This is a genomic window from Pedobacter sp. UBA5917 (genome assembly GCF_002432345.1).
Lineage (GTDB): Bacteria > Bacteroidota > Bacteroidia > Sphingobacteriales > Sphingobacteriaceae > Pedobacter.
This window is the reverse complement of the sequence record NZ_DJDT01000173.1, coordinates 1-25,936: the sequence shown is the minus strand read 5'-3', so window position 1 is coordinate 25,936 and position 25,936 is coordinate 1. Positions and strand designations below refer to the sequence as shown.

The 25,936-nt window shown below is 35.8% G+C and carries 24 protein-coding genes; 21 read left to right on the top strand and 3 right to left on the bottom strand.

Translation table 11 applies throughout. The features are described from left to right. Positions 1-269: 269 nt before the first annotated feature. The 17 genes from B2V92_RS10950 (at position 270) to B2V92_RS10870 (ending at position 18,762) form a co-directional block, all read left to right on the top strand. The gene (locus B2V92_RS10950; protein ID WP_293307784.1) at positions 270-464 is read left to right on the top strand and encodes a hypothetical protein; all 195 of its coding nucleotides are present in this window, start codon (positions 270-272) and stop codon (positions 462-464) included. Positions 465-569: 105 nt separating this feature from the next. Beyond that, positions 570-2,231: a tetratricopeptide repeat-containing sensor histidine kinase gene (locus tag B2V92_RS10945; protein ID WP_293307782.1), complete on the top strand. Its 1,662-nt coding sequence runs from the start codon at positions 570-572 to the stop codon at positions 2,229-2,231. Positions 2,232-2,241: 10 nt separating this feature from the next. After that, positions 2,242-2,907 carry a response regulator gene (locus tag B2V92_RS10940; RefSeq protein WP_293307780.1) on the top strand — a complete coding sequence of 222 codons (666 nt, stop codon included), beginning with the start codon at positions 2,242-2,244 and terminating at the stop codon, positions 2,905-2,907. Between the two features lie 676 nt (positions 2,908-3,583). Further along, positions 3,584-3,916, top strand: coding sequence for a YegP family protein (locus B2V92_RS10935; protein WP_293307778.1), 333 nt, complete (start codon positions 3,584-3,586; stop codon positions 3,914-3,916). A gap of 9 nt (positions 3,917-3,925) precedes the next feature. Further along, the gene (locus B2V92_RS10930) at positions 3,926-4,990 is read left to right on the top strand and encodes a type I restriction endonuclease (protein WP_293307776.1); all 1,065 of its coding nucleotides are present in this window, start codon (positions 3,926-3,928) and stop codon (positions 4,988-4,990) included. Between the two features lie 301 nt (positions 4,991-5,291). Then, positions 5,292-5,621: a hypothetical protein gene (locus B2V92_RS10925; protein ID WP_293307774.1), complete on the top strand. Its 330-nt coding sequence runs from the start codon at positions 5,292-5,294 to the stop codon at positions 5,619-5,621. A 188-nt stretch (positions 5,622-5,809) separates the two neighbouring features. Continuing rightward, positions 5,810-7,804: a phospholipase D-like domain-containing protein gene (locus B2V92_RS10920; RefSeq protein ID WP_293307772.1), complete on the top strand. Its 1,995-nt coding sequence runs from the start codon at positions 5,810-5,812 to the stop codon at positions 7,802-7,804. Further along, the gene (locus B2V92_RS10915; RefSeq protein WP_293307770.1) at positions 7,804-8,742 is read left to right on the top strand and encodes a hypothetical protein; all 939 of its coding nucleotides are present in this window, start codon (positions 7,804-7,806) and stop codon (positions 8,740-8,742) included. Before B2V92_RS10920 ends, B2V92_RS10915 begins: the two co-directional genes overlap by 1 nt. Before the next feature lie 13 nt (positions 8,743-8,755). Further along, positions 8,756-8,968, top strand: coding sequence for a hypothetical protein (locus tag B2V92_RS10910; RefSeq protein WP_293307768.1), 213 nt, complete (start codon positions 8,756-8,758; stop codon positions 8,966-8,968). Continuing rightward, complete coding sequence (locus B2V92_RS10905; protein ID WP_414691894.1) at positions 8,956-9,474, top strand: thermonuclease family protein; 519 nt, start codon at positions 8,956-8,958, stop codon at positions 9,472-9,474. Before B2V92_RS10910 ends, B2V92_RS10905 begins: the two co-directional genes overlap by 13 nt. A 114-nt stretch (positions 9,475-9,588) precedes the next feature. Further along, positions 9,589-9,996 carry a hypothetical protein gene (locus B2V92_RS10900; protein WP_293307764.1) on the top strand — a complete coding sequence of 136 codons (408 nt, stop codon included), beginning with the start codon at positions 9,589-9,591 and terminating at the stop codon, positions 9,994-9,996. A gap of 46 nt (positions 9,997-10,042) precedes the next feature. Then, positions 10,043-11,272 (top strand): 5'-nucleotidase, encoded by a 1,230-nt coding sequence (locus B2V92_RS10895; RefSeq protein WP_293307762.1) that lies wholly within the window; start codon positions 10,043-10,045, stop codon positions 11,270-11,272. A gap of 308 nt (positions 11,273-11,580) precedes the next feature. Continuing rightward, the gene (locus tag B2V92_RS10890; protein ID WP_293307760.1) at positions 11,581-12,456 is read left to right on the top strand and encodes a DUF4007 family protein; all 876 of its coding nucleotides are present in this window, start codon (positions 11,581-11,583) and stop codon (positions 12,454-12,456) included. Further along, complete coding sequence (locus B2V92_RS10885) at positions 12,449-15,685, top strand: hypothetical protein (protein ID WP_293307758.1); 3,237 nt, start codon at positions 12,449-12,451, stop codon at positions 15,683-15,685. The genes B2V92_RS10890 and B2V92_RS10885 overlap by 8 nt, the downstream gene beginning before the upstream one ends. Then, positions 15,669-16,784, top strand: a complete 1,116-nt coding sequence (locus B2V92_RS10880; RefSeq protein WP_293307756.1) for a phosphoadenosine phosphosulfate reductase family protein — start codon at positions 15,669-15,671, stop codon at positions 16,782-16,784. The genes B2V92_RS10885 and B2V92_RS10880 overlap by 17 nt, the downstream gene beginning before the upstream one ends. A 7-nt stretch (positions 16,785-16,791) precedes the next feature. After that, positions 16,792-17,847, top strand: a complete 1,056-nt coding sequence (locus B2V92_RS10875; RefSeq protein WP_293307754.1) for a DUF262 domain-containing protein — start codon at positions 16,792-16,794, stop codon at positions 17,845-17,847. A 3-nt stretch (positions 17,848-17,850) separates the two neighbouring features. After that, positions 17,851-18,762: a protein kinase family protein gene (locus B2V92_RS10870; RefSeq protein WP_293307752.1), complete on the top strand. Its 912-nt coding sequence runs from the start codon at positions 17,851-17,853 to the stop codon at positions 18,760-18,762. Between the two features lie 220 nt (positions 18,763-18,982). On the opposite strand, the gene B2V92_RS10865 is transcribed toward B2V92_RS10870, so the two are convergent. Together B2V92_RS10865 and B2V92_RS10860 are read right to left on the bottom strand one after the other, a co-directional pair. Next, positions 18,983-21,427: a hypothetical protein gene (locus tag B2V92_RS10865; RefSeq protein ID WP_293307750.1), complete on the bottom strand. Its 2,445-nt coding sequence runs from the start codon at positions 21,425-21,427 to the stop codon at positions 18,983-18,985. A gap of 85 nt (positions 21,428-21,512) precedes the next feature. Beyond that, complete coding sequence (locus tag B2V92_RS10860) at positions 21,513-22,682, bottom strand: putative phage abortive infection protein (protein WP_293307748.1); 1,170 nt, start codon at positions 22,680-22,682, stop codon at positions 21,513-21,515. 376 nt (positions 22,683-23,058) lie between these two features. Between B2V92_RS10860 and B2V92_RS10855 the strand changes: the two genes are divergently transcribed. The 4 genes from B2V92_RS10855 (at position 23,059) to B2V92_RS10840 (ending at position 25,584) form a co-directional block, all read left to right on the top strand. Further along, entirely contained in the window at positions 23,059-23,217 is a 159-nt protein-coding gene (locus tag B2V92_RS10855) for a hypothetical protein (protein WP_293307746.1), read from the top strand. Positions 23,218-23,301: 84 nt separating this feature from the next. Then, on the top strand, positions 23,302-23,637 hold the full coding sequence (locus B2V92_RS10850) for a YegP family protein (protein ID WP_293307744.1): 336 nt from the start codon (positions 23,302-23,304) through the stop codon (positions 23,635-23,637). 620 nt (positions 23,638-24,257) lie between these two features. Beyond that, positions 24,258-24,536: a helix-turn-helix domain-containing protein gene (locus B2V92_RS10845; protein ID WP_293307742.1), complete on the top strand. Its 279-nt coding sequence runs from the start codon at positions 24,258-24,260 to the stop codon at positions 24,534-24,536. 403 nt (positions 24,537-24,939) lie between these two features. Further along, positions 24,940-25,584, top strand: coding sequence for a DUF6266 family protein (locus B2V92_RS10840; protein ID WP_293307740.1), 645 nt, complete (start codon positions 24,940-24,942; stop codon positions 25,582-25,584). Positions 25,585-25,647: 63 nt separating this feature from the next. Here B2V92_RS10840 and B2V92_RS10835 read toward each other — a convergent pair whose 3' ends face one another. After that, a complete protein-coding gene (locus tag B2V92_RS10835; RefSeq protein ID WP_293307738.1) occupies positions 25,648-25,854 on the bottom strand; it encodes a hypothetical protein in 207 nt (68 codons plus the stop codon). Between the last annotated feature and the right edge of the window lie 82 nt (positions 25,855-25,936).

Here is a 25,936-nt window from a genome sequence, read left to right as displayed (position 1 = left end):
GATAACTAGCGATTTGAAGCCCCCATATTTGTATCGTTGATCAGCACAGGCGGCGATTCATTATCAAAGCTAAAATAAAAAACTGATTAATAAAAGAGTAGAAATCGCGGTAGTTATTAGCCGGTTTGGGAAGCAGTTATTAGCTCCCGCGACAGACACTCAAACACTTCCCAAAAATTTTCAGAAGGCCTTCTGATTACAAATCGTAGCAACCTCCGAGGAAGGATCTCGTGGGCCTACAAAGTAATTGAATCTAAAAATTTAAAGAAATGTTTATTCCACTTTTTATTGCAATCCTATTAGGATTGGCAACGCCTACAAATACAAATCACAATTGCAACCACGATGGAGGTACTACAGTAACTACCAATGGTGGAATAGATGATCCGGGAACCGATCCAGGTGATGGTGGCGACACCGGCGGAGACAATGGACACTTGCCTCCTCCAAAAATTGGAGATTAAATAAGTAATAAAAGGGCGACAATCAAGTCGCCCTTTTTCTTTTTAAACGATTTAAATCATAATAACTTTGATTAATTTTATAATTTAGAGTAAAAACTGAATAACTTGAAATACTGCTATTTAACGCTCATCTCTATATTATTTCTTTTTTCTTGTTCGCCAAATAAGACAAGAAAAGAAAAGGAAACAATCAATCCTTACTACGATCAGGCATTCGACTTCAGAGAAAAGAAGATTCCTGATAGTGCTTTTCGATATTTCAGCCAGGCAAAAGATCTCTTTTCGCAACAAAAAGATAGTTTAGGGATTGCAAAATGCCTGGTAAATATGGCTTTAATTTCTATCGATAGAGGAGATTATTTTGGTGGTCAGGAATTTTCACTAGATGCTTTACGTTATTTTAAAGCAAATGATAAAAGGCAATTTGCATATTTAGAGTCAAATCTACATGAACTTGCGCTTGCATCCTTTCATCTAAAAAATTATAATCAGGCCATAAAATATTATAACCTTTCTTTAAAATATGCTCCTGATAGTATTTCAACCTTAACAACGAGGAACAATATTGCAAATGCTTACAGAAATAAAAAAGAGTATGCGAAATCATTAACAATTTATCAAGATGTTTTACAGCAAAAAAATATTGGCCCAGAAATTTATGCTATGACATTAACAAACCTGGCATCTGCTAAATGGGAACAAAATGAGAAGTATAAAGCTGTACCAGAATTATTAGAAGCATTACAAATTAGAAAAAGAGAGAATGATACTTGGGGGCAAAACTCTAGTTATTCTCATTTAGCTGATTATTACTTAAAAACACATCCAGATTCTGCTCTTTTTTATGCTATACAGATGTATGATATTGCACAAAAAATCAAAAGTCCCGACAATCAAATAGAAGCCTTACAAAAACTAATTAAATTAAGCCCTCCAAAAGAAACCAAACATTATTTCAGTGTTTACGAAAAATTAAATGATAGCGTCCAAACTGCCCGCAGTGCCGCCAAAAATCAATTTGCCCTTATCCGTTACGAAACCGAAAAAAGCAAGGCCGATAACCTGGTTCTTCAAAAAGATAATGATGGTAAACGATACCAGATCATTATATTGGCTATTGGTATTGTTTTAATATCAGTTACGGGTACCATTCTTTACAAAAAAAGAAAACAACGGATAGAACTCGAAGCTCAAAATTCCATCCGCGATAACAAACTTAAAACCTCTCAAAAAGTGCATGATGTTGTAGCCAATGGCTTGTACCGAATCATGAGCAAACTCGATAATCAGGAAACCTTAAAAAACAATCCCATTATCAATGAAATTGAAGATTTGTATGAGCAATCGCGCGATCTTTCTTACGAAAAGCCAAGGTTGCAAAGCCAGCCTTTTCACGAAAAAATATCAGGCTTATTAAAAACCTTTGCTTCTGATGATACCAAAGTGATCATTGTAGGAAACTCTGCCCAGCTTTGGGAAAAAGTAACCGAACCAGCAAAGCATGAAATAGAACATATCCTGCAGGAGCTGATGGTAAATATGGACAAGCACAGCCAGGCAAGTGATGTAGTAATCAAATTTGAGCAGGCAGAACAGAAAATAAACATTTATTATACCGATAACGGCGTTGGCATATCTGGACAGGTGCAGCCCAATAACGGACTCACAAATACGGGAACCCGTATTGCAACAATTGGTGGTACCATTACCTTTGATACCAATGTAGAAAAGGGGCTTAAAATCCAGATCTCTTTTCCGGTTTCCTAATTGTATAGATATGTTTAAAAGAATACTTATTGCCGAAGATCAAGAAACACAGAATATTTCGCTACAAAAAACATTGGCCGAACTGGGCGCTCCAAAACCCGATTACGTATATTATTGCGATGATGCACTTACCTGGATCAAAAAAGCCATTAAAACAGCGCAGCCTTACGACCTGTTGATCACCGACCTTTATTTCGAAGAAGACCATAACCAGCAAAAAATCGACGGTGGCGCCGAACTCATCAAAGCCGCAAAAGAGATACAGCCCGATTTAAAAACGCTTGTGTTTTCGGGAGAAAACAGACCTGCGGTTATCGATATGTTATTTAAAGAAATGCATATTGATGGTTACGTGCGCAAAGCCCGTCACGATGGCCAGTACCTCAGGTTAGCCATATCGGCCATCCACAACCATAAAAAATACCTTTCGCCCGATTTAAAACAGGCAAGGAAAGAAAACAATTCGCACGATTTTACCGATCTCGATATTGCAATTATCTCCCAGCTGGTTGATGGGACGCCTCAAAAAAACATTCCTTATTATTTACAGGAAAACAATATTAAACCATCCGGATTAAGCAGCATCGAAAAACGCCTTAACCTGATGAAAGAAGTATTGGGTTTCTCCAAAAACGAACAGCTGATCGCTTATTGTAAGGATATTGGGATTATTTAGTATAGCGTTTGGCGGTTTATTAGTCCCAAGTCTTCAACCCGTAATCCTGGATCGATTATAGCGCTCATTCTTCCACGCGTTTGTCTATCCTGAGCGTAACCTGTCCCGAGTATTCGGGAGTCGAAGGATCTTTTGAATAACGATTACAACTAAGCACACTCTTATTTTCAACCATATCAGGGATATAGGATCATTTAAGCATACAAACCTCACCGCTCATCGTCATTTCGAGCGGACACGATAGCTATAGGGTGTAACCTAGTCGAGAACCCGAAGGCTCAGCGAAGCTAAATCTGTCTCGAGATAGATCTCTCCCTGCCCGAAGCAGGCGGGCACTTCACTGCGTTCCGGTCGAGATGACAATCCTTTTATACCGGAATATACCGCTTTAACAACCTCTGTGCTCTCCGTACCTTTTCTCTATGATCTCGGTGGTTAAAAAAGCAATAAGTCCGAAAGTCGGAAGACCGATATCGGAAGTTAAGTTGCAAAATAACGCACCAGTTTAGTATTCTTTGTGTTTTTATCGGTGGTTAAATAAGGCTGGCGTTTTTATCAGTTAACCCCCTGAGCGTAGTCGAAGGGTAACCAATTAACCAGTTAACCAACCCCGATACGGTTTCCCGTAAGGTTCCTCCTTGTGCCCCTCCTATTTTTGGGCAAATAAAAAACAACTATGGGAAAATTTATCATCACCAAAAGAACCAATAACGAATATCAGTTTAACCTTAAAGCGGCAAACGGACAGGTTATCCTCACCAGCGAAGGCTATAATGCAAAAGCATCGTGCAATAAAGGCATCGAATCGGTTAAAAACAACGCCTCAACCGATAGCCGTTACGACCGGAAAGTTGCCAAAAACGGTTCATATTATTTCAACTTAAAAGCGGGGAACGGCGAAATTATCGGAACCAGCCAAATGTATACTACCGAAGATGCACGCAACAGGGGCATCGAATCGGTTAAAGTAAATGCACCAAACGCTGAAGTTATTGATGAAACCCTATAACAGAAAACCATGGATCTTAAACTAAAATTAGAGCAGCTTCATCAACGGGTGGTGGGATTAAAAGACCAGATCAATACCGAAGAAGCCACAAAAAATGCATTTGTAATGCCATTTATCCAAATCCTCGGTTATGATATTTTTAACCCTACCGAGGTGATCCCTGAGCATATCTGCGATATCGGGACCAAAAAAGGCGAAAAAGTGGATTATGTGATCCGCAAAAATGATGAACCTATCCTTATTTTCGAATGTAAACACTGGAAAGAGAATGCCGATGCCCATAATTCGCAGTTGCACCGCTATTATCATGTTTCGAAAGCCAGGTTTGGTGTGTTAACCAATGGAACGGTTTATAATTTCTACACCGACCTTGAAAAACCAAACATTATGGACGAGAAACCTTTTCTCACCATCGATATCGAAGACCTGAAAGATAATGCCATAAAAATCCTCGAAAGTTTTACCAAAAACGAATACAATTTAGAAACTATCCTCGATTCGGCCGAAGGTTTAAAATACATCAAAGCCATCAGGAAAGAGTTTGAAAAAGAAATCGATAACCCTTCCGACGAAATGGTAAAATTATTGGTGAACCGTTTTTTTAATAAACCCTTAACGGCAAACCGGATGATTGCTTTTAAAGAATATACCAAAAAAGCCCTAGCAATTTCCATTAACGAATCCATCAGCGACCGTTTAAAATCTGCCTTGAATATCAACGAAAAAATAGAGAAAAAAGGCGAAGAGAAAGTAATTCCTATTATCGAAGATCCCGATGAATCAAAAATTGTAACCACCGAAGAGGAACTGGAAGCCTTTCAGATTGTGAAAGCCATTTTACGCGAAAAAATTCCATCTGCACGTATTGCCGCCCGCGATACGCAATCTTATTTTGGGGTATTACTCGATGATAATAACCGTAAACCCATCTGCAGGTTCCACTTTAATACGGCTAATAAATACCTCGAAACTTTCCAGAATGGAAAAGATGCCGGTGAGAAAAAACAGTTGTTTAGCCTTGATGAACTTTATGATTACAGGGTTCAATTGCATCAAACTTTAGAAAATTATTAATTATCCGCTCAATACTCAAAAAAAAATGCAGGGATTGCTCCATGATTTGTGTTGGGAGCAGGCAGGGCAATCTCTCATTTTTAAATAATTCTCTCCCGGAGTTTGTCATCCTGAGCGGAGTCGAAGGATCTTTTATGATGCAACATGAAATATACCTTTTGATGTGACCACTGTGCTCTCAGTGCCTCATCTCTGCGCATCTCTGTGGTTTAAAAAAGTGTTAGTCATTCTAAGCGGAGCACAAGGATTCCCCTAAGGTTAGCCGTAAGGAATCCGTTTTTAGCCTGAATACCTTAGCGATATGAAACAGCTCTTTATATTGCTCTTATCCGCATTTGCGTTAAAAACTGCACAGGCGCAGAAAGTTGTAACCTACCAGTTAATGGAACCCGGTTTTAATACCAAGGTAATAAATGGCACCATCAGCGAAGTGTATACCACAAAACGTTACGGAAAAACATTCTGGTGGGTGCGCATTGGCCCTGATACCATCATCCATGTATGGCGCCGGCACCTCGATACCGCTACCATGAAACCCGGTATTACCCGCAAGTTTTACTCCATAAAACGCCTCGATAATAGCTGGTGGAAAAAAGAAAAATCGGAAGACTATATTAAGCCTAAGGAGTAACTAAATAAGAGGAGGCTTTTAAGGCCGTTTAGTCCTTGCTATACCGTCATTTCGACCGCAGTGGAGAATTCTGATAGAAAGAAACTTATAAATTTTGCGTTACGGTTTCCCGTAAGGAAAGCCTCTTTAAGCTACATAGTTTTGGGGTATTAAAATTAAAAAATGTATTCATGTCTAAATAAAATCCCATGCTCACAGAAAATACCCAACTCGATCAGCAAGTGTTGCAAGACAACAAAGAGATTTTTGCCCGGATAGTTAAAGAGCTAGAGGGAGCTGATTTCGAAATTCTAATTGCCAGTGCATGGTTTACTGACGAGGAGTTATTCGATATCGTTAAAAGTAAGGCTGCTCAAAATGTAAAGGTTGAGCTGATCATTGCTGATAATCAAGAGAACCTAAAGTTAGATTTTGATGAACTCGTTTCGTTGGGAGCTTCAGTAACTAAGATAAAAAACGTAGGCTATGGTATCATGAACCAAAAGTTCTGTGTAATTGATAAACGGATCGCGCTACATGGTTCTTATAATTGGTCGGTAAATGCCAGGAAAAACAATCACGAAAGTATAATTGTAACCAATCATGCCGAAACTGTAGCGCATTTAATCGCCAATTTTAACGACATTAATCATAAGGCGGCCCTGCAGCGGGGCGAGGCAGTTGATGTTCCCTCAGTACCTCTAAAAATTGAGGCAAAAATCGAAACCTACACAGCTAAAGAACATGCTATTTCTGAGTTTACCAAGGTGCTCGATTCGATGATTGCTGCTGAGATTGGAAATTTTGATCGATCCATGTTAAGGGGGCAAGGTTATGAGCGTTCCAAATTTAATAATGGCGATCATCAGGTGCTTACTAAATCATTAGATACAGTTTATTCGGTTTTTATAAATGACATAGATGTAGTTGAAGACAAAAAGAAACGTTTAAAAACAAAGATTGATGAGCAGGAAGTGAAGAGCCTTAATGCATTTGAAGAAAATCTTAATTTGCAATTGCAAACTGCTGAGGCAGAAGCAGAAAGTGAAACATTAAATGCCAGGAACCAGCTCATTAACCTCAAAGCAGAGACCGAAAAAAATAAGCAGGAAATTCAGAGCCTTAAAGAAATTAAAATAGGTTTTCATGAAAAGATTACTGCTGAGATAAAGAATAAGATACGTATTGCACAAACAGATTTTGTTAGCCCCAAGTTTAAATGGTATGAATTTATTCCGGTATTGTTCGCAAATATCTGTCTAATCACTTACCTTTTTATCTTCTACTCTTCAGCATGTTATATTTTATTGTTCGCTGTTGAAGACTCGAAGGCAGCTAAGGCTGCGGGGCTCGATGCTATACCGATGGAAATATTTAATCCTAAAGCATTGTCGTTAACCTTATCAAAAGGCGGGGCAGGTATCATTTTTATCTTGCTCTTCGTAAGTATCCCGCTTTTCTGCGCACTCATCAAACTTTTTACAAAGCAAACATGGATTATCATATGCATGTTCCTCGTTGGAATTATATTGGTTGATACAGAAATAGCTTACAAAGTTTCGGCAGCTATTTATCAAATGAAATATGATATAGGAGATGCCACTGAGGCTTGGCGAATATCAATGGCTTTTAAGGATCCTAATTTCTATTTGGTGTTTTTATTAGGTGCCTTCGGTTTGCTGATGCTAAAGTTTGCTTTCGAAAAACTCATGTCAATTTTTGACGAAAGAAATCCTGATGTTGCTACATTAAAAAACAATCTATTGATTAAGCAGATGGACGAGGATTTAAAGTTAGAAGAACAAAAAAGTCTATTGGTTAAAGGTGAAATCTACTTGGTAGAAGGAAAAAACATCGGTTTAGAAGCGCAATACAAGATCATTGAATCCAAGCTCGCATCTATTCCAAGTAAATTAAACTTATTGCGGGAAATTAAAAAAACAGACTTAATTACAGGAAAACAACATATTGTAGATATTGCTACGATATACAAAAGCCATGTTGAAAATGACAATCTTCCAATTTCAATTGATTCGTTAAATGATAGGATCAATATCTTTTTAGAAGGCTGGAATGATTACCTGCACGAAGAATACGCAATCATAAAAGCTACAGAAAAATCGCGTGAGGCATTTGATACTGCTGTAAACTGGCAAAACGAAAAGGTAAAAAGTTCACAAATAGATAAACGGGTGGTAATCTGATGAAAAAGTATTTTTTAATAAGCATTTTGATATGCTCAGCCTGTACCTATGTTACGGCTCAAAAAACAAAAGAGGTTACTGATTATAACATCGTCTTCGCACCCGATTTATCAAATCGGCTGAATCCTAAATTTTATCCGAAAGCAGTAAACGATGTAGATATTGTACAGGGTGTATTGAAGAAAGTCTGGCCTGAAATATTGAAGTTTAAAAGAACAGATGGTCAATTAGACCACTATAGCGTCGATTTTATCAATAAAGGACTGATAGGTTTATATAAAATCAATACGAATTTATTAACGATCGACCTCCAGCAATTTGATAAACAGGTTGATAGAATTAATTATATATTAGAGAGAAATAAAGTTGCCTCTTCACTACCTAAGGACATCAATAGCTTTACTATAGAATACAAGAAGTTTAACGATAAAGCTGCAATCTCCAACAATGGCGCAGATATTTGGACCTATTTTCAATCTGGTATCGATGATCGGATTATTCTGCCAGATGTAGCTGTTGGTAAAATAACACACAAATTTCGCAACATCATGGTATTAATGACTGATGGATATATTGAGGCTGGTATTTATAATAAAGGCTACGACTTAAGTGCAAAAAAGATTGAAGATTTTCGAAATGCCTTTTTGAAATCTAAAGGTGGAGATATGGCTGTATTCCTATCTAAAAACACTAAGTATAAAATTAATCCTGCAAAAAATCCATATTTAAAGAACCTAGAGGTGATCGTGGTCGAAATGTATGACCGATCACTTTCTAAAACTGGGGCGGCCACAAAACATCCAACAGATATGGAAATCATGCGGTTAATCTGGACGGATTGGATGAAAAGCTCAGGTGTAAAAAGATTTGAACTTAAACCTGCAGCAAACAATCAAGCTGAAGCTATAAAATACATTCTAGATTTTATTAAAAAATAAATGTCCCATAAGCATGAAAACACTCTCCTTACTCATTATCGTCTTTTTAACCAACATTACCTGCAGAGAAAGTACAACGGTGTATATTTGCGACAGTCCGAATGCTAAAAAATACCACAATACTTCCAGGTGTAAAGGTTTAAGCAATTGTACATATAAGATTATAAAAGTAGATATCGAAAAGGCCAAAAAAGACGGGAAAACATTATGCGCTTGGGAAAAATAAGTTTATTTGTATTGTTGTTAACGCTCCAGGCCTGCATGATACAGCCTGGCGAAAGCAAAACCCTTAACAACAGTAAACTGTTTTTTGACGCAAAAGTCATCCGCATTCTGGATGGCGATACGATGGAGGTATTATACGAAAACCACCCTGTTAAAATCCGTTTGGCACATATCGATTGCCCCGAGAAACGCGGTAAGCAGCCTTTTGGCACTAAGGCCAAACAGGCATTATCTGATTTATGTTTCGGGAAAATGGTAACCGTACAGGGCCAGAAATACGACCGGTATAAAAGATTGATCGCTGTAATTATTAATGATAAAAAACAGGTGGTTAACCAGGAAATGATTAAACTGGGTATGGCCTGGCATTTTAAAAAATACTCCAGCGATCCACTTTATGCGCAGTTGGAGATAAATGCCAGGAAAAATAAAATAGGTTTATGGCAGGATAGTACTGCGGTAGCTCCATGGGAGTGGCGGGAAAAGAAGCATAACTTGGATAAATAACTACCTGATAATAGCTATAAAAACAAAAATTGTGATTGATAAGATTATTGTATATTGATATCCTAGCTAACGGGGCTTCCCAAAGATTTATTCTATTTTAACAAAACTTAATGTATGACTAGAGAAGAATTGAAGAAAATATACAATCAAAAAAAAGAAAAATTAAATAAGAAAAACTTAAAACTTATTGCTGGATTTAAAAGAATAAGCTTTAATGAGTTTAACCAATGGTTTAATAAAGATCATTTCAATCTAGGTTGTCATTATTGTGGCACCACTAATGAACAAAGCTTAAGATTTTACAACATGCAAAGATCAGGGATCAGACCTGATGCAACACGAGGTGGAAAAAGAGGCAAACGCCTTGAATTGGATAGAAAGGATCCATTTAAGCATTATGATGATCTTGATAATATTGTATGGTGCTGTTACTGGTGCAATAATGCTAAATCGAATTTCTTTACTTATGAAGAATTTAAACCAATCGCTTTGGCTATTGGCAAAACACTTAATGAAATTTAATCTTGGTTGAAAATTGCAATGCATATATCACAAAACTAAATTTACTATGCCATCATTTGAAAAAGTTTTAGTCGTAGCCATATCTACCCGTGCGCTTTTCGATTTGGAAGAAGAGAATAGGATTTATCATGAGCAGGGTGCCGATGCTTATAGAGCATATCAAAGAGAACATGAAGAAGATATTTTAAAAAAAGGAACTGCATTTTATTTAGTAGAGGCCCTACTGGGTCTTAATAAACTCTCAGAAGAACGGTTAGTTGAGGTAATTATAATGTCCAAGAATAGCCCAGAAACTGGAATTAGAGTGCTTAATTCTATAGATCATTATAATCTTGATATAACGCGGTCTGCTTTTACAGGCAGTGAACCCTTATCAATTTACATGAAACCCTTTACTGTAGATTTATTCCTTTCGCGAGATGAAGAGGATGTACAGAAAACTATTGATTCTAGGGTTGCGGCAGCAGCTTTGATTTATGATCCACCAAAAGATTATGTTGCTGATAACGATAGCGTAAGAATTGCTTTTGATGCAGATGCTGTTTTGTTTTCAGAAGAATCGGAATATATATATAAGACACAAGGCATGGCAGCTTTCCATGATAATGAGAAAACCAAAGTGCAAGAACCCTTAAAGGATGGTCCCTATGCTAAAGTGCTCAGGATGCTTTCTGAAATTCAAAGGAAAATCCAAGAAAAGCATAAGGCATCCCCATTAAGAATTGCCATTCTAACAGCTAGGAACAGCCCGTCACATAAACGAGTCCTCAATACATTAAGATATTGGAACGTTCAAGTAGATGAAGCGTTTTTTCTTGGAGGAATAAAAAAAGATGAAATACTGAAAGCATTCAAAGCACATATTTTTTTTGACGATCAAGAAGCACATTTAGAGAAAGCTGCATTAGTGGTTCCATCAGGTAAAGTTCCCTATAGCACAAATTCAGCATTAAGAAATCTTGATGTTGAAACCTTATCAATACTTAAGCATACATTTAGAATACCTGAACAAAATAATGTTATTACTACTTCAGATATTTCAAAGGGCATATTAAGAATTACTGCTGGAATAGATTTTATGTTGCCAAATGAGGCTGAACAGATTACTTTAGTTTTTGACAATAAAGACTATATATGTAAATACACCAAAAGGATTGGCAGATCAGATCTCTTAAACGTAGGCAAGAGGTTTGTTATTCATTCTAATTTGTCTACTGGCGATGTGTTAGCATTTACAGTTTTAAGCCCAGGAAAGTATTCGGTAGATAAAATATAAATCATGCGCGATGAGGAGTGCACTTTAGTTTAGATAAGGAATTACAGTACTCTGTGATGTTCCAGTTTTACGGATTTTTTTATTTATGCTAAGCACAAAGTTTTCAACAACTAAGCTGGTTATCAATGAATAATGCGTTTCGCTTGAATGCTTTAGCCTAAATAGTTTGCAAATGTGTAAAGTTTTGCGTGTTTGCATGCAAAACTTTGTCGATTTTTGTACTACTTTAAATAGTACAAATGTACTAATCTAGATAGTGTTTTAGCTATAGGCGAGATACATCTTTAGGGTTCAATTATTGATTTCGAATGAAAATAAGTTTTAGTGGCCACGAAACCTTTGTTTGCCGCCAGTTTTGGCTAAAGAAGGGATATGAACATATATTAGCAAATAGATCATTTACAGATGATGATGCTGTTGTGCATTTAGGTGTAGGCAAAAACATGACTACCGCTATTAAATTTTGGCTGCGTGGTTTTAATATTGTTGACGAAAATGGCGAGATTACAGCGTTTGGTAACTACCTTCTTGGAGGCTGCGATCCCTACCTTGAAGATACAGCAAGCTTATGGCTATTACATTATGAGGCAATTAAAAGTGAGAGACTATTCATTTTCAATACTTTTTTCAATCAATTCTTGAAAGAAAAAAATGAATTTACCAAGCCACAGCTGATCACTTATTTAAAACGTAAAACAGAAGAAAACGGGATCAAGCACTTTAGTGATAAGACTTATGATGCAGATACTAACGTTTTTTTAAGAACATATAATAGATCGAATGATGGCAAAGAAGATGTTGAGGAAGAAACGGCAAACCTATTGGTTGAGCTAAATCTAATACGTCCATTTAGTAGAACGGATTTAGATGGGAAGACTTCTGTACAATGGTTTAGGGTAATGCGCGAAAGTAGAGATGACTTACCACATGAAATTCTAGCCTATTCAATATTAGATTCTTACGATAGCAAAGCAAAATCAATATCATTTAAAGATTTATTAGAAGGAGTAAACTCTCCTGGTAATACGTTCTGCTTGACAGAAAAAGGTCTTGAAGAAAAGTTAATCGAATTGGCGAATATTTGGCCGAACGAGTTTAATTATAATGAAACAGCAGGCAACAGGGTGCTACAAATTAAGAAAGAAATGAATAAATGGGAGGTTTTAGATCAATATTATGGTTAAGCATTTTTCTCCTTCGCAAAACATACTGCTGAACAACTTTGATGTTACAGAGTATATTATCACGCCAAATACCCAAGAAGTATTTGAGTCGCTTGTCAATAACTATGCAGCAGGTATTCGTTCTATTAACCTAATCGGTGCTTATGGTACAGGTAAATCAACCTTTTTAAATGCCTTAAACTATCACTTAAACGAAGAAAAAGTTTTTATTGACAATAAAGAATGGAAGAAATATAAACACTTCGATCTATTAAAACTAGTTGGTAATTACGATTCAATTATCGAAAATGTAGCCCGTTTAATTGGCTCATCAAGCAATAAGCCAACGGTATTAGTTAACGAATTAGAAGCGCTGATTAAAACTACTAATGCGCAAGGCCGTGGTTTAATTCTTGTTATAGATGAATTTGGTAAATTTTTAGAATACGCCTCTGTAAATGGGGCAGAAAAAGAGCTCTATTTCCTGCAACAAATTGCCGAATTAATCAATAGTACGGAATACGAGGCTGCATTTATTACTACGCTACACCAAGATTTTTCTGCATATGCAACAAACTTAAATGCCACTCAACGCAATGAGTGGTTTAAGGTTAAAGGACGTTTTAAAGAGCTGACCTTTAATGAGCCGGTGGAACAATTGCTATTGCTAGCGAGTAAAAAAATAGCCGCAAAGCCTAATAAAATACAAACTGAAAATATTGGCAATCTAATCGAGATTATAGCCAAAGCAAAAGCATTCTCGCTAAAAGATTATTTTGATCAAAAAATTGCCAAAAATATTTACCCCTTAGATCTATTATCGGGTAGCGTCTTGGCATTGGCGCTACAGCAGTATGGCCAAAACGAACGCTCCTTGTTTAGCTTTTTAAACACTGATAGTTTTTATGGCTTAGGCGAGTTTAATGAGGATAGACAAAATTTCTATGCAATTGCAAATGTTTATGACTACCTGAATTATAATCTTTATTCTTATCTTAATTCAAAAGCAAATATACACTACAGTAAATGGGCTGAGATAAAAAATGCTTTAGAAAGAGTTGAAGGTGAGATAGAGGAGAAAGATCATACACTCTATCAAACGCTCATCAAAACTATTGGCTTATTAAATATCTTTAGTCATGCTGGGGCAAAGTTAGATCAAGAATTTTTGATTGCTTACATCGAGCTAACGGGCAAAATAACGGGGGTAGCAGAAGCACTACTACACCTACAGCGTAAAAACCTTTTGGCTTATAACAAATATTCTAACCGCTACTTCTATTCAGAAACCACAATTGTTAATATAGATGATGCTATACAAGAAGCTGGGTTAGAAATTAGTAGAGCCAATAATATAGTAAGTTTCTTAAATGGTTATTTACCGCTTGCACCAGTAGCAGCAAAAAGAGCTTATTACGATAAAGGCACACCAAGAACATTTGAATATAAGATTTCAGATGCACCTTACACAGCTTCAGTACCAAAAGGACAGATAGATGGTTTTATTAATTTAATTTTCAATGAGAACATCAAGGAAATTGAAATTGTAAAAGCCTCAGCAGAAAATAATCAGGCAATACTATATGCTCATTTCTTGAGAGTTGCCGATATCCAACATGCCATCGAAGAAATTGAGAAAGCTAAAATCGCCAAGGCTAAATATCCCAACGATAAGATCATTCAAAGGGAGCTTAGTGCTATAGAGGAAATCCAAAAAAGCCTATTAAACTATTATCTATATGAAGGTTTTTATGATGCTACATCTGTGAAATGGTATTATAAAGGGGAATCTAAGCATTTTCATAGCAGTAAAGAGTTTAATGCCTTTCTTTCGGTAATATCTGATGAAGTTTACCCACTTACACCAAAATTTATTAGTGAATTGGCGAATAGAAGCAAGCTTTCTGGAACAATTGCTTCCTCTAGGAGATCTTTGATTGATGCGATATTGGCCAATGAAAGTGAAGAAGGCTTAGGTATTGAAGGTTTTCCGCCGCAAAAAAGTATCTACCTCTCATTACTAAAACAAACAGGCATACATCAAGAGACTCAAAATGGTTGGGTATTAAATGAAATTACAGATCCTGCATTAGATCAAAACGGTTTTATCCCACTATTTGAAGTATCTAATGGCTTTGTAAGTAGCACCAAGGGCGCAAAAAGAAGCATCGCCGATTTTTATGATCAATTGGAGCAGGCGCCCTATAAGCTTAAAAAAGGTTTTCTAGATTTCTGGATTCCTATTTACCTAATCATGAAAACGGATGATTTTGCCTTGTATGGAACCAATGGCTTTGTCCCTGAAATTGATTCAGAGGTTTTGGAGCTACTGATCAAAAACCCTCATCAATATACTGTTAAGGCTTATGATACGGATGGCATAAAAGTGCGTTTATTTAACCAATACCGCGACTTGTTGGCGCTAAGTGAAGAGCAAAAAACTTCTAACGAGGCTTTTATTAAAACTATAATACCCTTCTTTAAATTTTACAAAGATTTAAAACCATATGTAAAGCAAACCAAGAACCTGAGCAAAAAAACCATAGGTATTAGACGGGCATTAACTGAGGCTACTGACCCCGAAAAATTGTTTTTTGAAGATTTTCCGAGTGCGCTTAATTACGACTTGGTACAATTAAACAATAATCCAGAGTTGTTAACCAATTATAGTGCCGAGCTAAAAGAATCGATTAGGGAATTGAGGAATGCCTACGATGTACTATTGCAAAAGTTCGAAAGCATTATTAATGGCCTTTGGAATAAAGATTATGATTTTGTGGCCTATACAGAACAATTAAGAACACGTTATCAGCGTTCTTTAAAGCAATATTTGCTATTGCCTTATCAAAAAACATTTTACGATCGTATATGTTCGCCATTAGATGATCGTGCAGCTTGGTTATCTTCGGTAGCCCAGGCAACCGTGGGGAAAACACTCGATCAAATTAGCGATAAAGAGGTAGATCAATTGCAGGAGCGTTTCCTTATGCTTATCCATGAGCTGGACAATTTGAATGACATGGCTTTGCAAAAAGTAGATCTTGATCAAGAGGAGGTTTTTAAGTTCGAATTAACAACGCCAGGCAGTAGTTATAGCCATAAAATTATCCGCATGCCTAAAACACAAGATGCCCAGTTCAAACATTTGGAAAGTGGATTGTCAGATTTAATGGAGAAAGCGAATAAAAGTACAAAAATTGCTATCTTGGCTAAACTTCTCAAACAAGTATTAGATGACGAAGGAAAATAATAGTGTAAGGCATGTATTAGGTATTTCGGGGGGCAAAGACAGTGCTGCCCTAGCTATTTACATGAAAGAACTTTATCCGCACATGGATATAGAATTTTATACTTGCGATACAGGTAAAGAACTAGAGGAAACCTACCAGTTGATCCGGAATCTCGAATCTAAATTAGGGGTAAGCATCCATAAACTTTATGCTAAAGAAGGCGACAAGGGTAATCCTTTCGATTTCTATCATAATCTTTATGGCGGCTATTTACCATCCTCCAATGCACGTTGGTGTACGCAAAAATTAAAGATCGAACCTTTCGAAAATTATATTGGTACTACACCGGTGATTTCTTACGTGGGTATTCGTGGTGATGAAGATCGTGAAGGTTACATTTCCACTAAACCACATGTACAGTCTATTTTTCCTTTTAGAGAAAATATATGGAGTGAAGAGGTAATTGGGAAAGTGTTAAGAAACGATAATCAACAAAAACTACTTATACTCTATAAAGAATTTTTAAGCCACAACTTATACCAGCGAGCTGCTGATATAATTAAAACTCCATTATCCCTATCATATAGCCAAAATCAAAAATTAAAAGCTTTAATGGGCTTAGGTATTAAGGAATTCAATCATGTTGCTTTTCAATCTTTAAAGGATAGCCAACTACCCATTGCATTAGTTGATGACTTCCCTTTATTGGATAACGAATCTATTCTGATCCGTGATGATATTTTTAGAATACTACGAGAAAGTGGTGTTGGCGTGCCGGCCTATTACGAAGAAATTCCTTATGAAGTTAATGGGCAGGTGGGTAAGTACAACCGTAGCCGTTCGGGCTGCTTCTTTTGCTTTTTCCAACGTAAAATAGAATGGGTTTGGTTGTATGAACAAAATCCAGCCAAATTCTTTTTAGCTGTAGAATATGAAAAGGATGGTTATACCTGGATGCAGGATGAACGCTTAGAAGAGCTTATAGATCCTAAACGGATTAAACAAATTAAAGAAGAATTTTTAACCAAACAACAAAACGCTGCTCAAAATTATCGCTCTAACAAACTTATTGATATTTTGGAAGCAGAAGAAGATGGGTGTTTAGCCTGTTTTATTTAAGATCCATATGAAATACAAAATTGAAGTATGGCCAATTATGAAATTGGTCTCATTGTACAATGAACAAAAGTTACAACTTAATCCTCCATATCAGAGGAATGCTATTTGGACTATTCAATCTCAAAAACTTTTAATTGATACAATTAAAAAAGGACTACCACTTCCTACATTTTTTTTGCAAGAAACGAATAATGGGTATGATATGGTTGATGGTCAACAGCGAACTCGCGCTATGATCTCATACACTCACCAAGATGGATTTCCTGACTCCAATGAAATTAAATATATTGAAAGAGAATTTGATAATTATAATATCGCAGTAGTCATCTTAAACCGTGACCTTGGCCTTAATGATGTAAGAGAATTTTATGTTCGTGTTAATCGTGCGGGGATCAAATTGGAAAGACCAGAGTTAAATAAGGCTGAACGTTTTAATACAGAATTTCTAAAAGTTACAACAGCCCTTTCTGAAATGGTTGAATTCCGTGAACTTAAGCTATTTAGATCGGCTGACATTAGAAGAATGTTTGATAGAGATTTTGTTGAAGAGCTCGCTGCACTAATATTGGAGGGACCGCAAGACAAGAAAAAAACCGTTGATCAATTGTATAAAAATGATATTAAACCTGACCAATCAAATAAAATACAAATTGTATTTCGAGAAACGTTAAATAGGATTTCTGTTTTAAATCAGAATATACTCCTGTCTGAAACAAGATTTACTCAAAAAAATGATTTTTATACTTTATTTAATCTTTTACTTATGATTGAACAGGTAAACAATGATGATTTAGTTAAGTTATATGAAGTCCTTGTATTTATTTCAAAAGGTATAAGTCCATCAAACCAAGAGTCTATTACTTTAAAAGAATATGCTTCAAATTGTGTAACTCAGTCGAATTCAAAAAAAGCAAGGATCAAAAGATTGGAGATTCTTACTGACATACTTTTAAATAAAGAAAAGACCATGAATGCTGCACAGGCAGATGTTGCTGCATACTATCATCTTTCCAAAACATTAAAAAAGATAAATGTTTTTTACACTTTAGATGTTGTAGGTTAGATAATGAAAATAGTGCAAAATAATATAGTATGTTCGATATCATCAGAAGATTATATTGAATATAGTGGCAAATATTATTCAGTTTTGCCATTGACTTCGAGCGAAGATCTAGAAGGAGGAAAAGGAGGGAATTCTAATGTTTTTAAGTTAATTGATCCTGATTATGAGGAAGATTATTCAATTATTAAGTTTTGCAAATATCATCTAGATTCAGAGGATGAAGTAGAGCAAACAAGAATTTCGAGATTTAAAAATGAAATCCGAGCACTACGTAAAGCTAAGGATAAAGGAAGTGAAGGAGTGATCGAATTACAATTCCACAGTATGGCAACTATTGAAGGAAAGGATTTTTTATATTATGTCATGGAAAAGGGGCAGACAGACCTGCTAGATTATATACAGACACAAGATATTACGGACCAACAAAAATTTGTCCTTTGCCTTGAAATTCTAAATGGGATTTATGAACTTCATAATATAGGAATTTATCATAGGGATATTAAACCGGATAATATTTTTTTAATAGATAATAGACCAAAAATAGGTGATTTAGGACTTTCTGAACATCGTGATGAAGATCAAAGTCTGGACATATTAAGAGAAAAAATTGGGCCTTCAGGATGGTTATCTCCTGAGGCAGTAAACAAAATGCTTTGTGAAGACACTAAATTTGAAGCTGTCCATTGTTGTACAATAAAAGATTATTCAGACATATTTCAGCTTGGTAAGGTTATCTGGTATATATTTGAAGGTACAGCTCCAGTTGGGCAACTTCACTATGAGTATTTTGCACAAGGGAATAGAACTGTATTCGACCTTATAATTTCAATGCTATTGTATAAAAAAATAGATAGACCACCTATGAAAAATATTATTGATACGTTTAATAATCAAGCTACTGCTTTCTTAAGTTAAAAAGTAACAGACGAAACGAAAACAATTAAATAGAACTCATTATAATGTAATCTAATCATAAAATAATCTCTTGGAAAGAGACTATCTTAGTTCTGTTTCCAAGAGATTAAGAAAGATGTTGGTAGATAAAAATCGTTGAGATTAAAATGATTTAGTATAAAAGAAAAAGTTGACATAAACTACTAAATTAGAACCATCGTGCAACTATGAAAAATCTTTATTATTCTGAAATCATTTGTAATAAATCATTAGTTCCAAAATTTAAAATAAATTCAGAATAATAGCTTGAAAATAAATCTCGTAAATAAACCTGTAAGTCAACTTCTTCTTCTTTAGAGTCTAGACCTTGGTAAATAGTATACTTTCTATTTTTTGTAATCGTATACAAAAATAGTGTATGGAAATATACAGATGAGATATACTTACGCTCGGAGATTTCTAGTTGTGATTGATCCTTGTATTTTGATTTAAAATTTTTTAGAACATGGCTATCCATATTGATGATGATCTTTTCAAGATTATCCCCACTAACCTGCGGAGCCATAACCGTATCATAATCCATTTCAGCATCTATTCCTTCACTAATTTGGTCCCAGGTTAAAAAGCCTTCTTTAGGTTCCTTATATACCAATACAAAGGGTGGTAACCCTAAATTATCAATGTCTTCTTTCTCCTCTTTCTTTATTGCTTCTTTTTTTTCTTCTGGTTCAGTAATCTTAACCCAAAATAATTCTTCAAAATCCTCACCTGCCCCTGTGAGAGTAGCTTTCATTTCTATCTCATCACCAACCCTGGTTTCATGTTTCGTCTTTAGATTTAGTCGTATGGTTCCATCGTGAGGGCTCGAAGTGGTAATATTAAAAACTTCTTCTACCGTTTCAGATTTTCCAACACTTGTTCCTCCCTCGGCATCATTTTGTTTAGGCTGGTAGGAAACTAAACCAATCGAAAAGATTCCCGGCTCCTCAACCCTATCAAAATAGTGATTTTCTACATCTGTGTTAAAATGAATAGTTTTTTCCTGGCCCCTAGGTAAGTTGATGCAAGATTTTCCATCTTTTAATTGTGATTTAACATGTAAAAACGAAGGAAATCGTTGTGGCTTAAACGGTTCCTGTTCTTTTTTTACCTGTTTCTTCTCATTGTCCTTTTTGTTTAATTTATTGTCTTTTTGCTCTAATTTAAAAGTTTGGTTCAAAAGTTTCATTAAGGAACTATCCATCGGTAGATTTTTGGAAAAAGATTTAAGCATTTCTTGCGTATCTTTGGAATCCACAGAAATACTGTCTTTTCTTCGTCTCTCAATTTCTGCCAATCGGCCTTTACTCGTCCCCAATTTAGAAGTTAAAAATTTTCGAAGCTTCGACGTATGATCGCCCTCTTTAAGTCTATCTCTTGAAGCCATGAATAAATCTTTACGGAAATTATAGTTCATCGCCGTACAGTCAACATGTATTAAAAGATGGTATTTTAACAGGTTAAATTTTAATGACCTAGTTATAAACTCCGAGCTAAAATTTCCATGTACTTGTCCATTCATCGAAAATAGAACAGACATATTGTTTTTAAAAAACTCTCTTTGGATAGACTCTTTAGTCTCTTTTATATTTTTATCATCAATACGCGAATTGAATACGTAACAGGTTACCTTGAATTTTCCGATTTCATCTTCTGCGTATTCTTCGGAGAAATAATCTTCTAAGTATTTATTCTCTTCACCTTCTAGTCGCCTTTTTAAACCGAAAAGGTCACGTTCAAGATTTCTATCATCGGGATATCTATCTTTTCGATCTACAGTTAAAATTGGAAGGGCGGGCTCAAATAAAAATTCATTAATACTCTGGTTTAAATCTCGGGAAATAACTGATCGGCTACCGGAGGGTAGGTCGTATGAGTAAAGCTTTATTATTGTGCCTGTCTCAAATAAGGTATCATGCAATTTAAGATCTATTTTATCAATCTTAAAAGATGGTATTTTGCCATCTATCTTCAGAAATTCGTACCACGTATTTTTCTTTTTTACCTGCTCTTCAACACTTAATGGATGTTGTCTCACCAAGGTAAAACCAAATTCACCTTTTTTATCATATTTTCGTGAAGCAATTAACTGATAGCCATTTTTTCCACAAAAAATAATTGCTCCACTACCTCCCATATTATACTTGCCCTGTACAAAATGGATTTCATTTTTATTGCCACTGAGTAGAGAAAGAAAGGATTTTTCAAAATCAACTGGATGCTGTCCCTCTCCATTGTCATAAATAGTAAGTGATGGATTTAACTTAGGTCCATCAGCAAGGATCTGTATGTTTTTTGCTTGATTTTTTCTATGACTATTTAAATCCCAGTTTTTATGTTCTGGAAAAAATAATGCTCTTGCGTTATCCATTGTTTTCGGTGCATTATCTGATTTTGGATCAATACCAGCTTCATAACATTTTTTCATTAGAGTTGCATCAATAGAATTGGTTATTTTTTCTATTAAAGCAGCAATTGGTGATGCTTGTTGGTTTTCTATAACTCCATAGTTATTTTCATTTCCACCTAATGGATGCCAGTTATATTGCTGAAAAATTTTAGTGTCATTATTTATAACATTTTCTATTTCTCCTTCCGTGTGACAATTGAATAGTTTGAAGAATAAATCTTGTTCTGAATTTTTCATTATGAGTCGTTAATTATTTAAATAATAGCGTTAATATAAGTATACCAAAAGACTACAGGTTTTAAGTCTAATTAATCGTAAAAAATCAAATGTCATCACCTACCTCAAATAAAGGTCCTTCTCTTAATTTAAATGGTTTTTTAATTAATTGTTGTATTTTTTTTCTAATAAAATCGTTATTTATCAATTCATCGTACCACAGGTTGTGTATCATACAATATTCAGTAAAATATGCATGCTCATTGTCTTCCCAAGGACCTCCGTAACTGCTTATCCAATTATAAAATAGCATAATTTGTTCATAATTTGAGAGTTGTGCTCTTAAAATTTTTAGGTAGCGCATTCTATCGTTATATGATGTTACGATTTTGCTCTCTGCAACAAATTTTACCATCATATATAAATGTCGAAAATAGTGGCCAAGCATTGATGAGTGCCCTTTGTAAGCTTTAATGCTGAAATTTAAATCAGAACCAGGCATTTCAAAATAATCTATTCCTGTTGGATAACGATCCACAAATACGTTATTGACCCAACTTAATGTATCTTTCGTTAAATTATAGTGTTTACTACTATCATATCCCCAAAAGAAAATTTTATAACACTCTTCAAACTGTTTTTGACTTAGTTCTATTCCAATATAGGGCTTTTGGGCATCTGCTGGTAACAAATCAATAGCAGCCCTTTCGATTAAGGACTCTAATTCCAATTGCATTTGCTGAAATACTTGACGTTTTGTAATTAAAAAACCGTCCCAAGAATTACCAATATACTCTTTTCCAGGAAGCTCCATTTCATTTACATTTTCTTTGTGTAAACGTAGCATTTCATAGAACTGTGATTCAAATTGTTGCTGATTTAATTGGTATTGAAATTGCTCATTACTATCTTTTTGCCCTTTCTCAAACAACCGAATTTGTAACTTATTTGCTCTATATTGCATAAAAAAAGCTAATCCAGTAACAATAACCCCTGCTAAAGCAATAAAAGGGTTCATTAATCCACCAACAGTATCTCCAATTGAGCCAGTTTCTGGTGTAAAAGGAAGCTGTATTGATATCTTTTTTCCTGTAAATAAAAATGGGGCATAAAAGGAGAATCCAATACTGGCTACAGAAAAAAATAAAAGAAGAATTGATAACCAGCCTAAATTTGTAAGCTTTTTCTCTTCAGTTTTTATTTTTGGCTCATAAGTAACCCAAAGTATGGCGATTATTGCAACACAATAGGTAGAATATAATAAGAGTGTGATCATGAGAGTGTTTTAAAAGTATGATTTTGAGTATTGGAAATAATTAAGTTAGTTTCACCCATCGGGTATAGGTGTTCTTTAATAATTCTACCCATATCTTTGAACACCTCATTTTTATAAACCTCATGAATTAAAACAATAACCTAAGAGGCATAGATTAACGTGAGGATAGGGAACAAATTTCTGAAGTGAATGATTAGTTGGTGCCAATTTTATAGTATGAATGACCTAATTTAATATCATATCTCCAAAGTAAATATCTTTTCCCAAAGAAGCAATACGGGTTACCGTAAATACACTTAAATGTGTAAAGATTTGTATCACTCTAATTATATAATATAAGGCTTAATAATACTATATTTGCTTAAACCCCAAAGAGATGGAAAAACTAACCCTGGTTAATTTTTCGTCCCTATTTTCTAATTTCCTGCATACCCCGCATAAATTAAACGTTTATGCCCCTAATAGCTACCCATGCAAGGTGGCCGGTATTCGTTTTACCCTTGGTTTAATTAGTTTAAGCAGGGGTTATCCATAACAGATCATCGCAAAAAAATCATCCCGAAAGCATTTAACATTATACAACAGGCCAGATTATTTTGGCGCGTAAAAAATAAATATCATGAAAAACCCAAAGTTTCAGGTTTTCAGGAGTGAGAAAAATTCCGAATATTATTATCGGTTAAGGGCCGCCAATGGCGAAATTATTTTAAGTGGCGAAGGTTATACCACCAAGCAGAACTGTTTAAACGGTATCAGTAGCGTTAAAGTGAATGCACTGCACGATAAACATTTTATCCGTAAAGATGCGGTTGGCAATTATACCTTTAATTTAAAAGCCGCCAATGGCGAAATAATAGGCCGGAGCGAAAATTACACCACTGCAGCGAACCGCGAAAATGGTATTGATGCCATTAAACGCATTGCACCCGATGCCTTAATTGAAGACATTACTTAAAAAATAACCCGGTGGTTTAACAAAGTTGGTTTTGTTAAACCACTAAAAAAGGGAGTGGTTTTAGTGCCTGTTTTTTTATACCCAATATCAAAATGCTGTTATTGTAGAAAAGGCATTTTACTTTAGTTTTTATACGGCATAATTTCCGAAACTTTAAGCCGTTATAAGAGGAACAGGCCGTTAATTTTTACTGCCGATTAAATTTATACCGATGGAAGAACTAACCGAAGTTATTTTTTCATCCCTATTGTTGAAATGTCCGTCCTTCCCGCATAAATTAACCATTTATGCACCTAACAGTTGCCCATGTAGGGTGGCCTGCATCTGTTTTAACCTGGGTTTAATCGGCCTAAGCAGGGGTTACCCATAGGCCAGCGCAACTTACCTATTGACCACCACACACAAATTAACCGATTTATTGCGATGATTGTTAAACACCGGTCTTTGTACACGCACTCAAATCCTTTGTAAATTAAACGTCCCGATGGGGTTTCTTTTGTTCAAAGCAATCATTTTAACACTCAGTAGCAGGGCAATGGCAATGTTTTTCTGAATCCGGATGGTATTTAAGCCAGTTTACCGGTTTTGCAGATTGGATTGCTGTTTTAAAACCCTATACCATGAAAGACTATGAAGCGCTTGTACAGATTCTGTACAATATTTACCTCGTACTGAATAAAGAAAACCAACCTTTTACTTTTATCGATCTTTTTGGTAGCCCCAACGAGCAGCTCACCCGCCAGCAGGTAAAAGATTACCTTAAAATAAGCGAAAGTACTTATAAACGTAAAGTAAAAGATGGAACTTTAAGGCCTATAAAACTACCGGGTGGCGACCGTTTTTACCTTAAAGACCTGTTGGCCGCCTACCTCGAAAGTCAAAGAAAAGGGCGCATTTAGTTACCCATCCTGTACCAGTTCTTTACCGGTTGCAGGTACCAGGTTAACCCCATGTTTACCTATTCTCTACCATTTGTTTACCTATTCTGTACCTTTTGTTTACCCCGGCGTTACCTTTTGTTTACCTAAAAGGTAAAGCCGGGGTGTTTTTATGCCGGCCATTTAGCGATGCGCTACACTGGCGGCTCCCTCGCAGGCAACTACCTGGTTATAATAACTCCCGTTTTTAAAAGTTTTATAGGTCCATTTTGGTTCAATTGGCTATATAATCGGCTCAATTTGGTCCATTACAGTCCAAAATAATACATCCTGAAAGCCTGTAACTAAGTTTGGGTATGGATTTAAAGCCCCGGATAAAAGGGGACATCCTGAAACAAACATCTTTCACTTAAAAAAACTGATCATGGCAACGTATTCAAAAGGCGCTAATGGCGCATTCTCAGGTAAAGTAGGCAGTATTGTTGGGAGCAACTGGCGTGGGGTAGATTACCTCAAAAGCCTGCCCAAAAAAAGCAGTAAACAGAGTTCCGATCTGCAGTTGGCACAAAGGAGCAAATTTGCACTGGCCCCAACTTACCTCAGCCCTATTAAAGACATTTTAAATATAGGTTTCAAAGATAAGCAGCTTAACAAAACCACGGGTTACAATGCTGCGGTAAAGATCTTTTTAAACCAGGCCATAGGTGGGGAATATCCGGATTTTGTGATCGATTTTTCGCAGATCGTACTCAGTAAAGGTTCGCTATCCGTTTTCCATGGTTTAAGTGCTGTTTTAAAGGGAAGCGATATTGTACTCAGCTGGCAGGGCATCTCTAACCGTTACAATGCTTTCGATGATGATATGCTGGTGGTGGTACTGTTTAACGACACGAAAAAAATGTACCTCGTGTACGAAGAAGCGCAACGGGCCGCTTTAACCTACACAGCAATTGTAAGAAATACTTTTGCTGGCGATGTGCTTTATGCCTGGGCCTTTGCCGTTAAGCGCGAAAATAGCGCGGTGGCCAACAGCCAATACCTCGGCAGTTTTACCATGCCGCAGGCTTAAGCATCAGCCCCGCCCTAAGCGGTTATTGCACTGGTTAGAGCGGGGTTTGTTAAATTGTTTGAGCTACACTTTCCTCAATGCGGTTTTTAATAGCGAAAGGAGAAAAAAGATAAAAAATACGATGATTACCGGTGCAAAAACTTCTAACCAGCCTATGCGTCCGAAAATGATTTTGATGATAAAGAGGATGCCGCTAAAAAGCATTCCTAGTAGGATTAAGATTTCTTTAAAACCTCTTTGTTTTGTTTTTTTGGTTCTTCTTTTTGCCACAGGATTTTTTTAAATAGTTAACTTATAAATCTGATTCCTAAGATTCATATCACACAAATGCTTTTTCCGCTCCTATGCCGCG

Excerpts from the sequence above, each read along its gene's own strand:
- B2V92_RS10855 (WP_293307746.1), top strand. The coding sequence starts at position 23,059 with ATGGAAAAACTAACCCTGGTTAATTTTTCGTCCCTATTTTCTAATTTC.
- B2V92_RS10885 (WP_293307758.1), top strand. The coding sequence starts at position 12,449 with ATGGTTAAGCATTTTTCTCCTTCGCAAAACATACTGCTGAACAACTTT.
- B2V92_RS10890 (WP_293307760.1), top strand. The coding sequence starts at position 11,581 with ATGAAAATAAGTTTTAGTGGCCACGAAACCTTTGTTTGCCGCCAGTTT.
- B2V92_RS10910 (WP_293307768.1), top strand. The coding sequence starts at position 8,756 with ATGAAAACACTCTCCTTACTCATTATCGTCTTTTTAACCAACATTACC.
- B2V92_RS10875 (WP_293307754.1), top strand. The coding sequence starts at position 16,792 with ATGAAATACAAAATTGAAGTATGGCCAATTATGAAATTGGTCTCATTG.
- B2V92_RS10880 (WP_293307756.1), top strand. The coding sequence starts at position 15,669 with ATGACGAAGGAAAATAATAGTGTAAGGCATGTATTAGGTATTTCGGGG.
- B2V92_RS10870 (WP_293307752.1), top strand. The coding sequence starts at position 17,851 with ATGAAAATAGTGCAAAATAATATAGTATGTTCGATATCATCAGAAGAT.
- B2V92_RS10920 (WP_293307772.1), top strand. The coding sequence starts at position 5,810 with ATGCTCACAGAAAATACCCAACTCGATCAGCAAGTGTTGCAAGACAAC.
- B2V92_RS10895 (WP_293307762.1), top strand. The coding sequence starts at position 10,043 with ATGCCATCATTTGAAAAAGTTTTAGTCGTAGCCATATCTACCCGTGCG.
- B2V92_RS10900 (WP_293307764.1), top strand. The coding sequence starts at position 9,589 with ATGACTAGAGAAGAATTGAAGAAAATATACAATCAAAAAAAAGAAAAA.
- B2V92_RS10915 (WP_293307770.1), top strand. The coding sequence starts at position 7,804 with ATGAAAAAGTATTTTTTAATAAGCATTTTGATATGCTCAGCCTGTACC.
- B2V92_RS10940 (WP_293307780.1), top strand. The coding sequence starts at position 2,242 with ATGTTTAAAAGAATACTTATTGCCGAAGATCAAGAAACACAGAATATT.
- B2V92_RS10950 (WP_293307784.1), top strand. The coding sequence starts at position 270 with ATGTTTATTCCACTTTTTATTGCAATCCTATTAGGATTGGCAACGCCT.
- B2V92_RS10860 (WP_293307748.1), bottom strand. The coding sequence starts at position 22,682 with ATGATCACACTCTTATTATATTCTACCTATTGTGTTGCAATAATCGCC.
- B2V92_RS10935 (WP_293307778.1), top strand. The coding sequence starts at position 3,584 with ATGGGAAAATTTATCATCACCAAAAGAACCAATAACGAATATCAGTTT.
- B2V92_RS10930 (WP_293307776.1), top strand. The coding sequence starts at position 3,926 with ATGGATCTTAAACTAAAATTAGAGCAGCTTCATCAACGGGTGGTGGGA.
- B2V92_RS10925 (WP_293307774.1), top strand. The coding sequence starts at position 5,292 with ATGAAACAGCTCTTTATATTGCTCTTATCCGCATTTGCGTTAAAAACT.
- B2V92_RS10845 (WP_293307742.1), top strand. The coding sequence starts at position 24,258 with ATGAAAGACTATGAAGCGCTTGTACAGATTCTGTACAATATTTACCTC.
- B2V92_RS10865 (WP_293307750.1), bottom strand. The coding sequence starts at position 21,427 with ATGAAAAATTCAGAACAAGATTTATTCTTCAAACTATTCAATTGTCAC.
- B2V92_RS10840 (WP_293307740.1), top strand. The coding sequence starts at position 24,940 with ATGGCAACGTATTCAAAAGGCGCTAATGGCGCATTCTCAGGTAAAGTA.
- B2V92_RS10850 (WP_293307744.1), top strand. The coding sequence starts at position 23,302 with ATGAAAAACCCAAAGTTTCAGGTTTTCAGGAGTGAGAAAAATTCCGAA.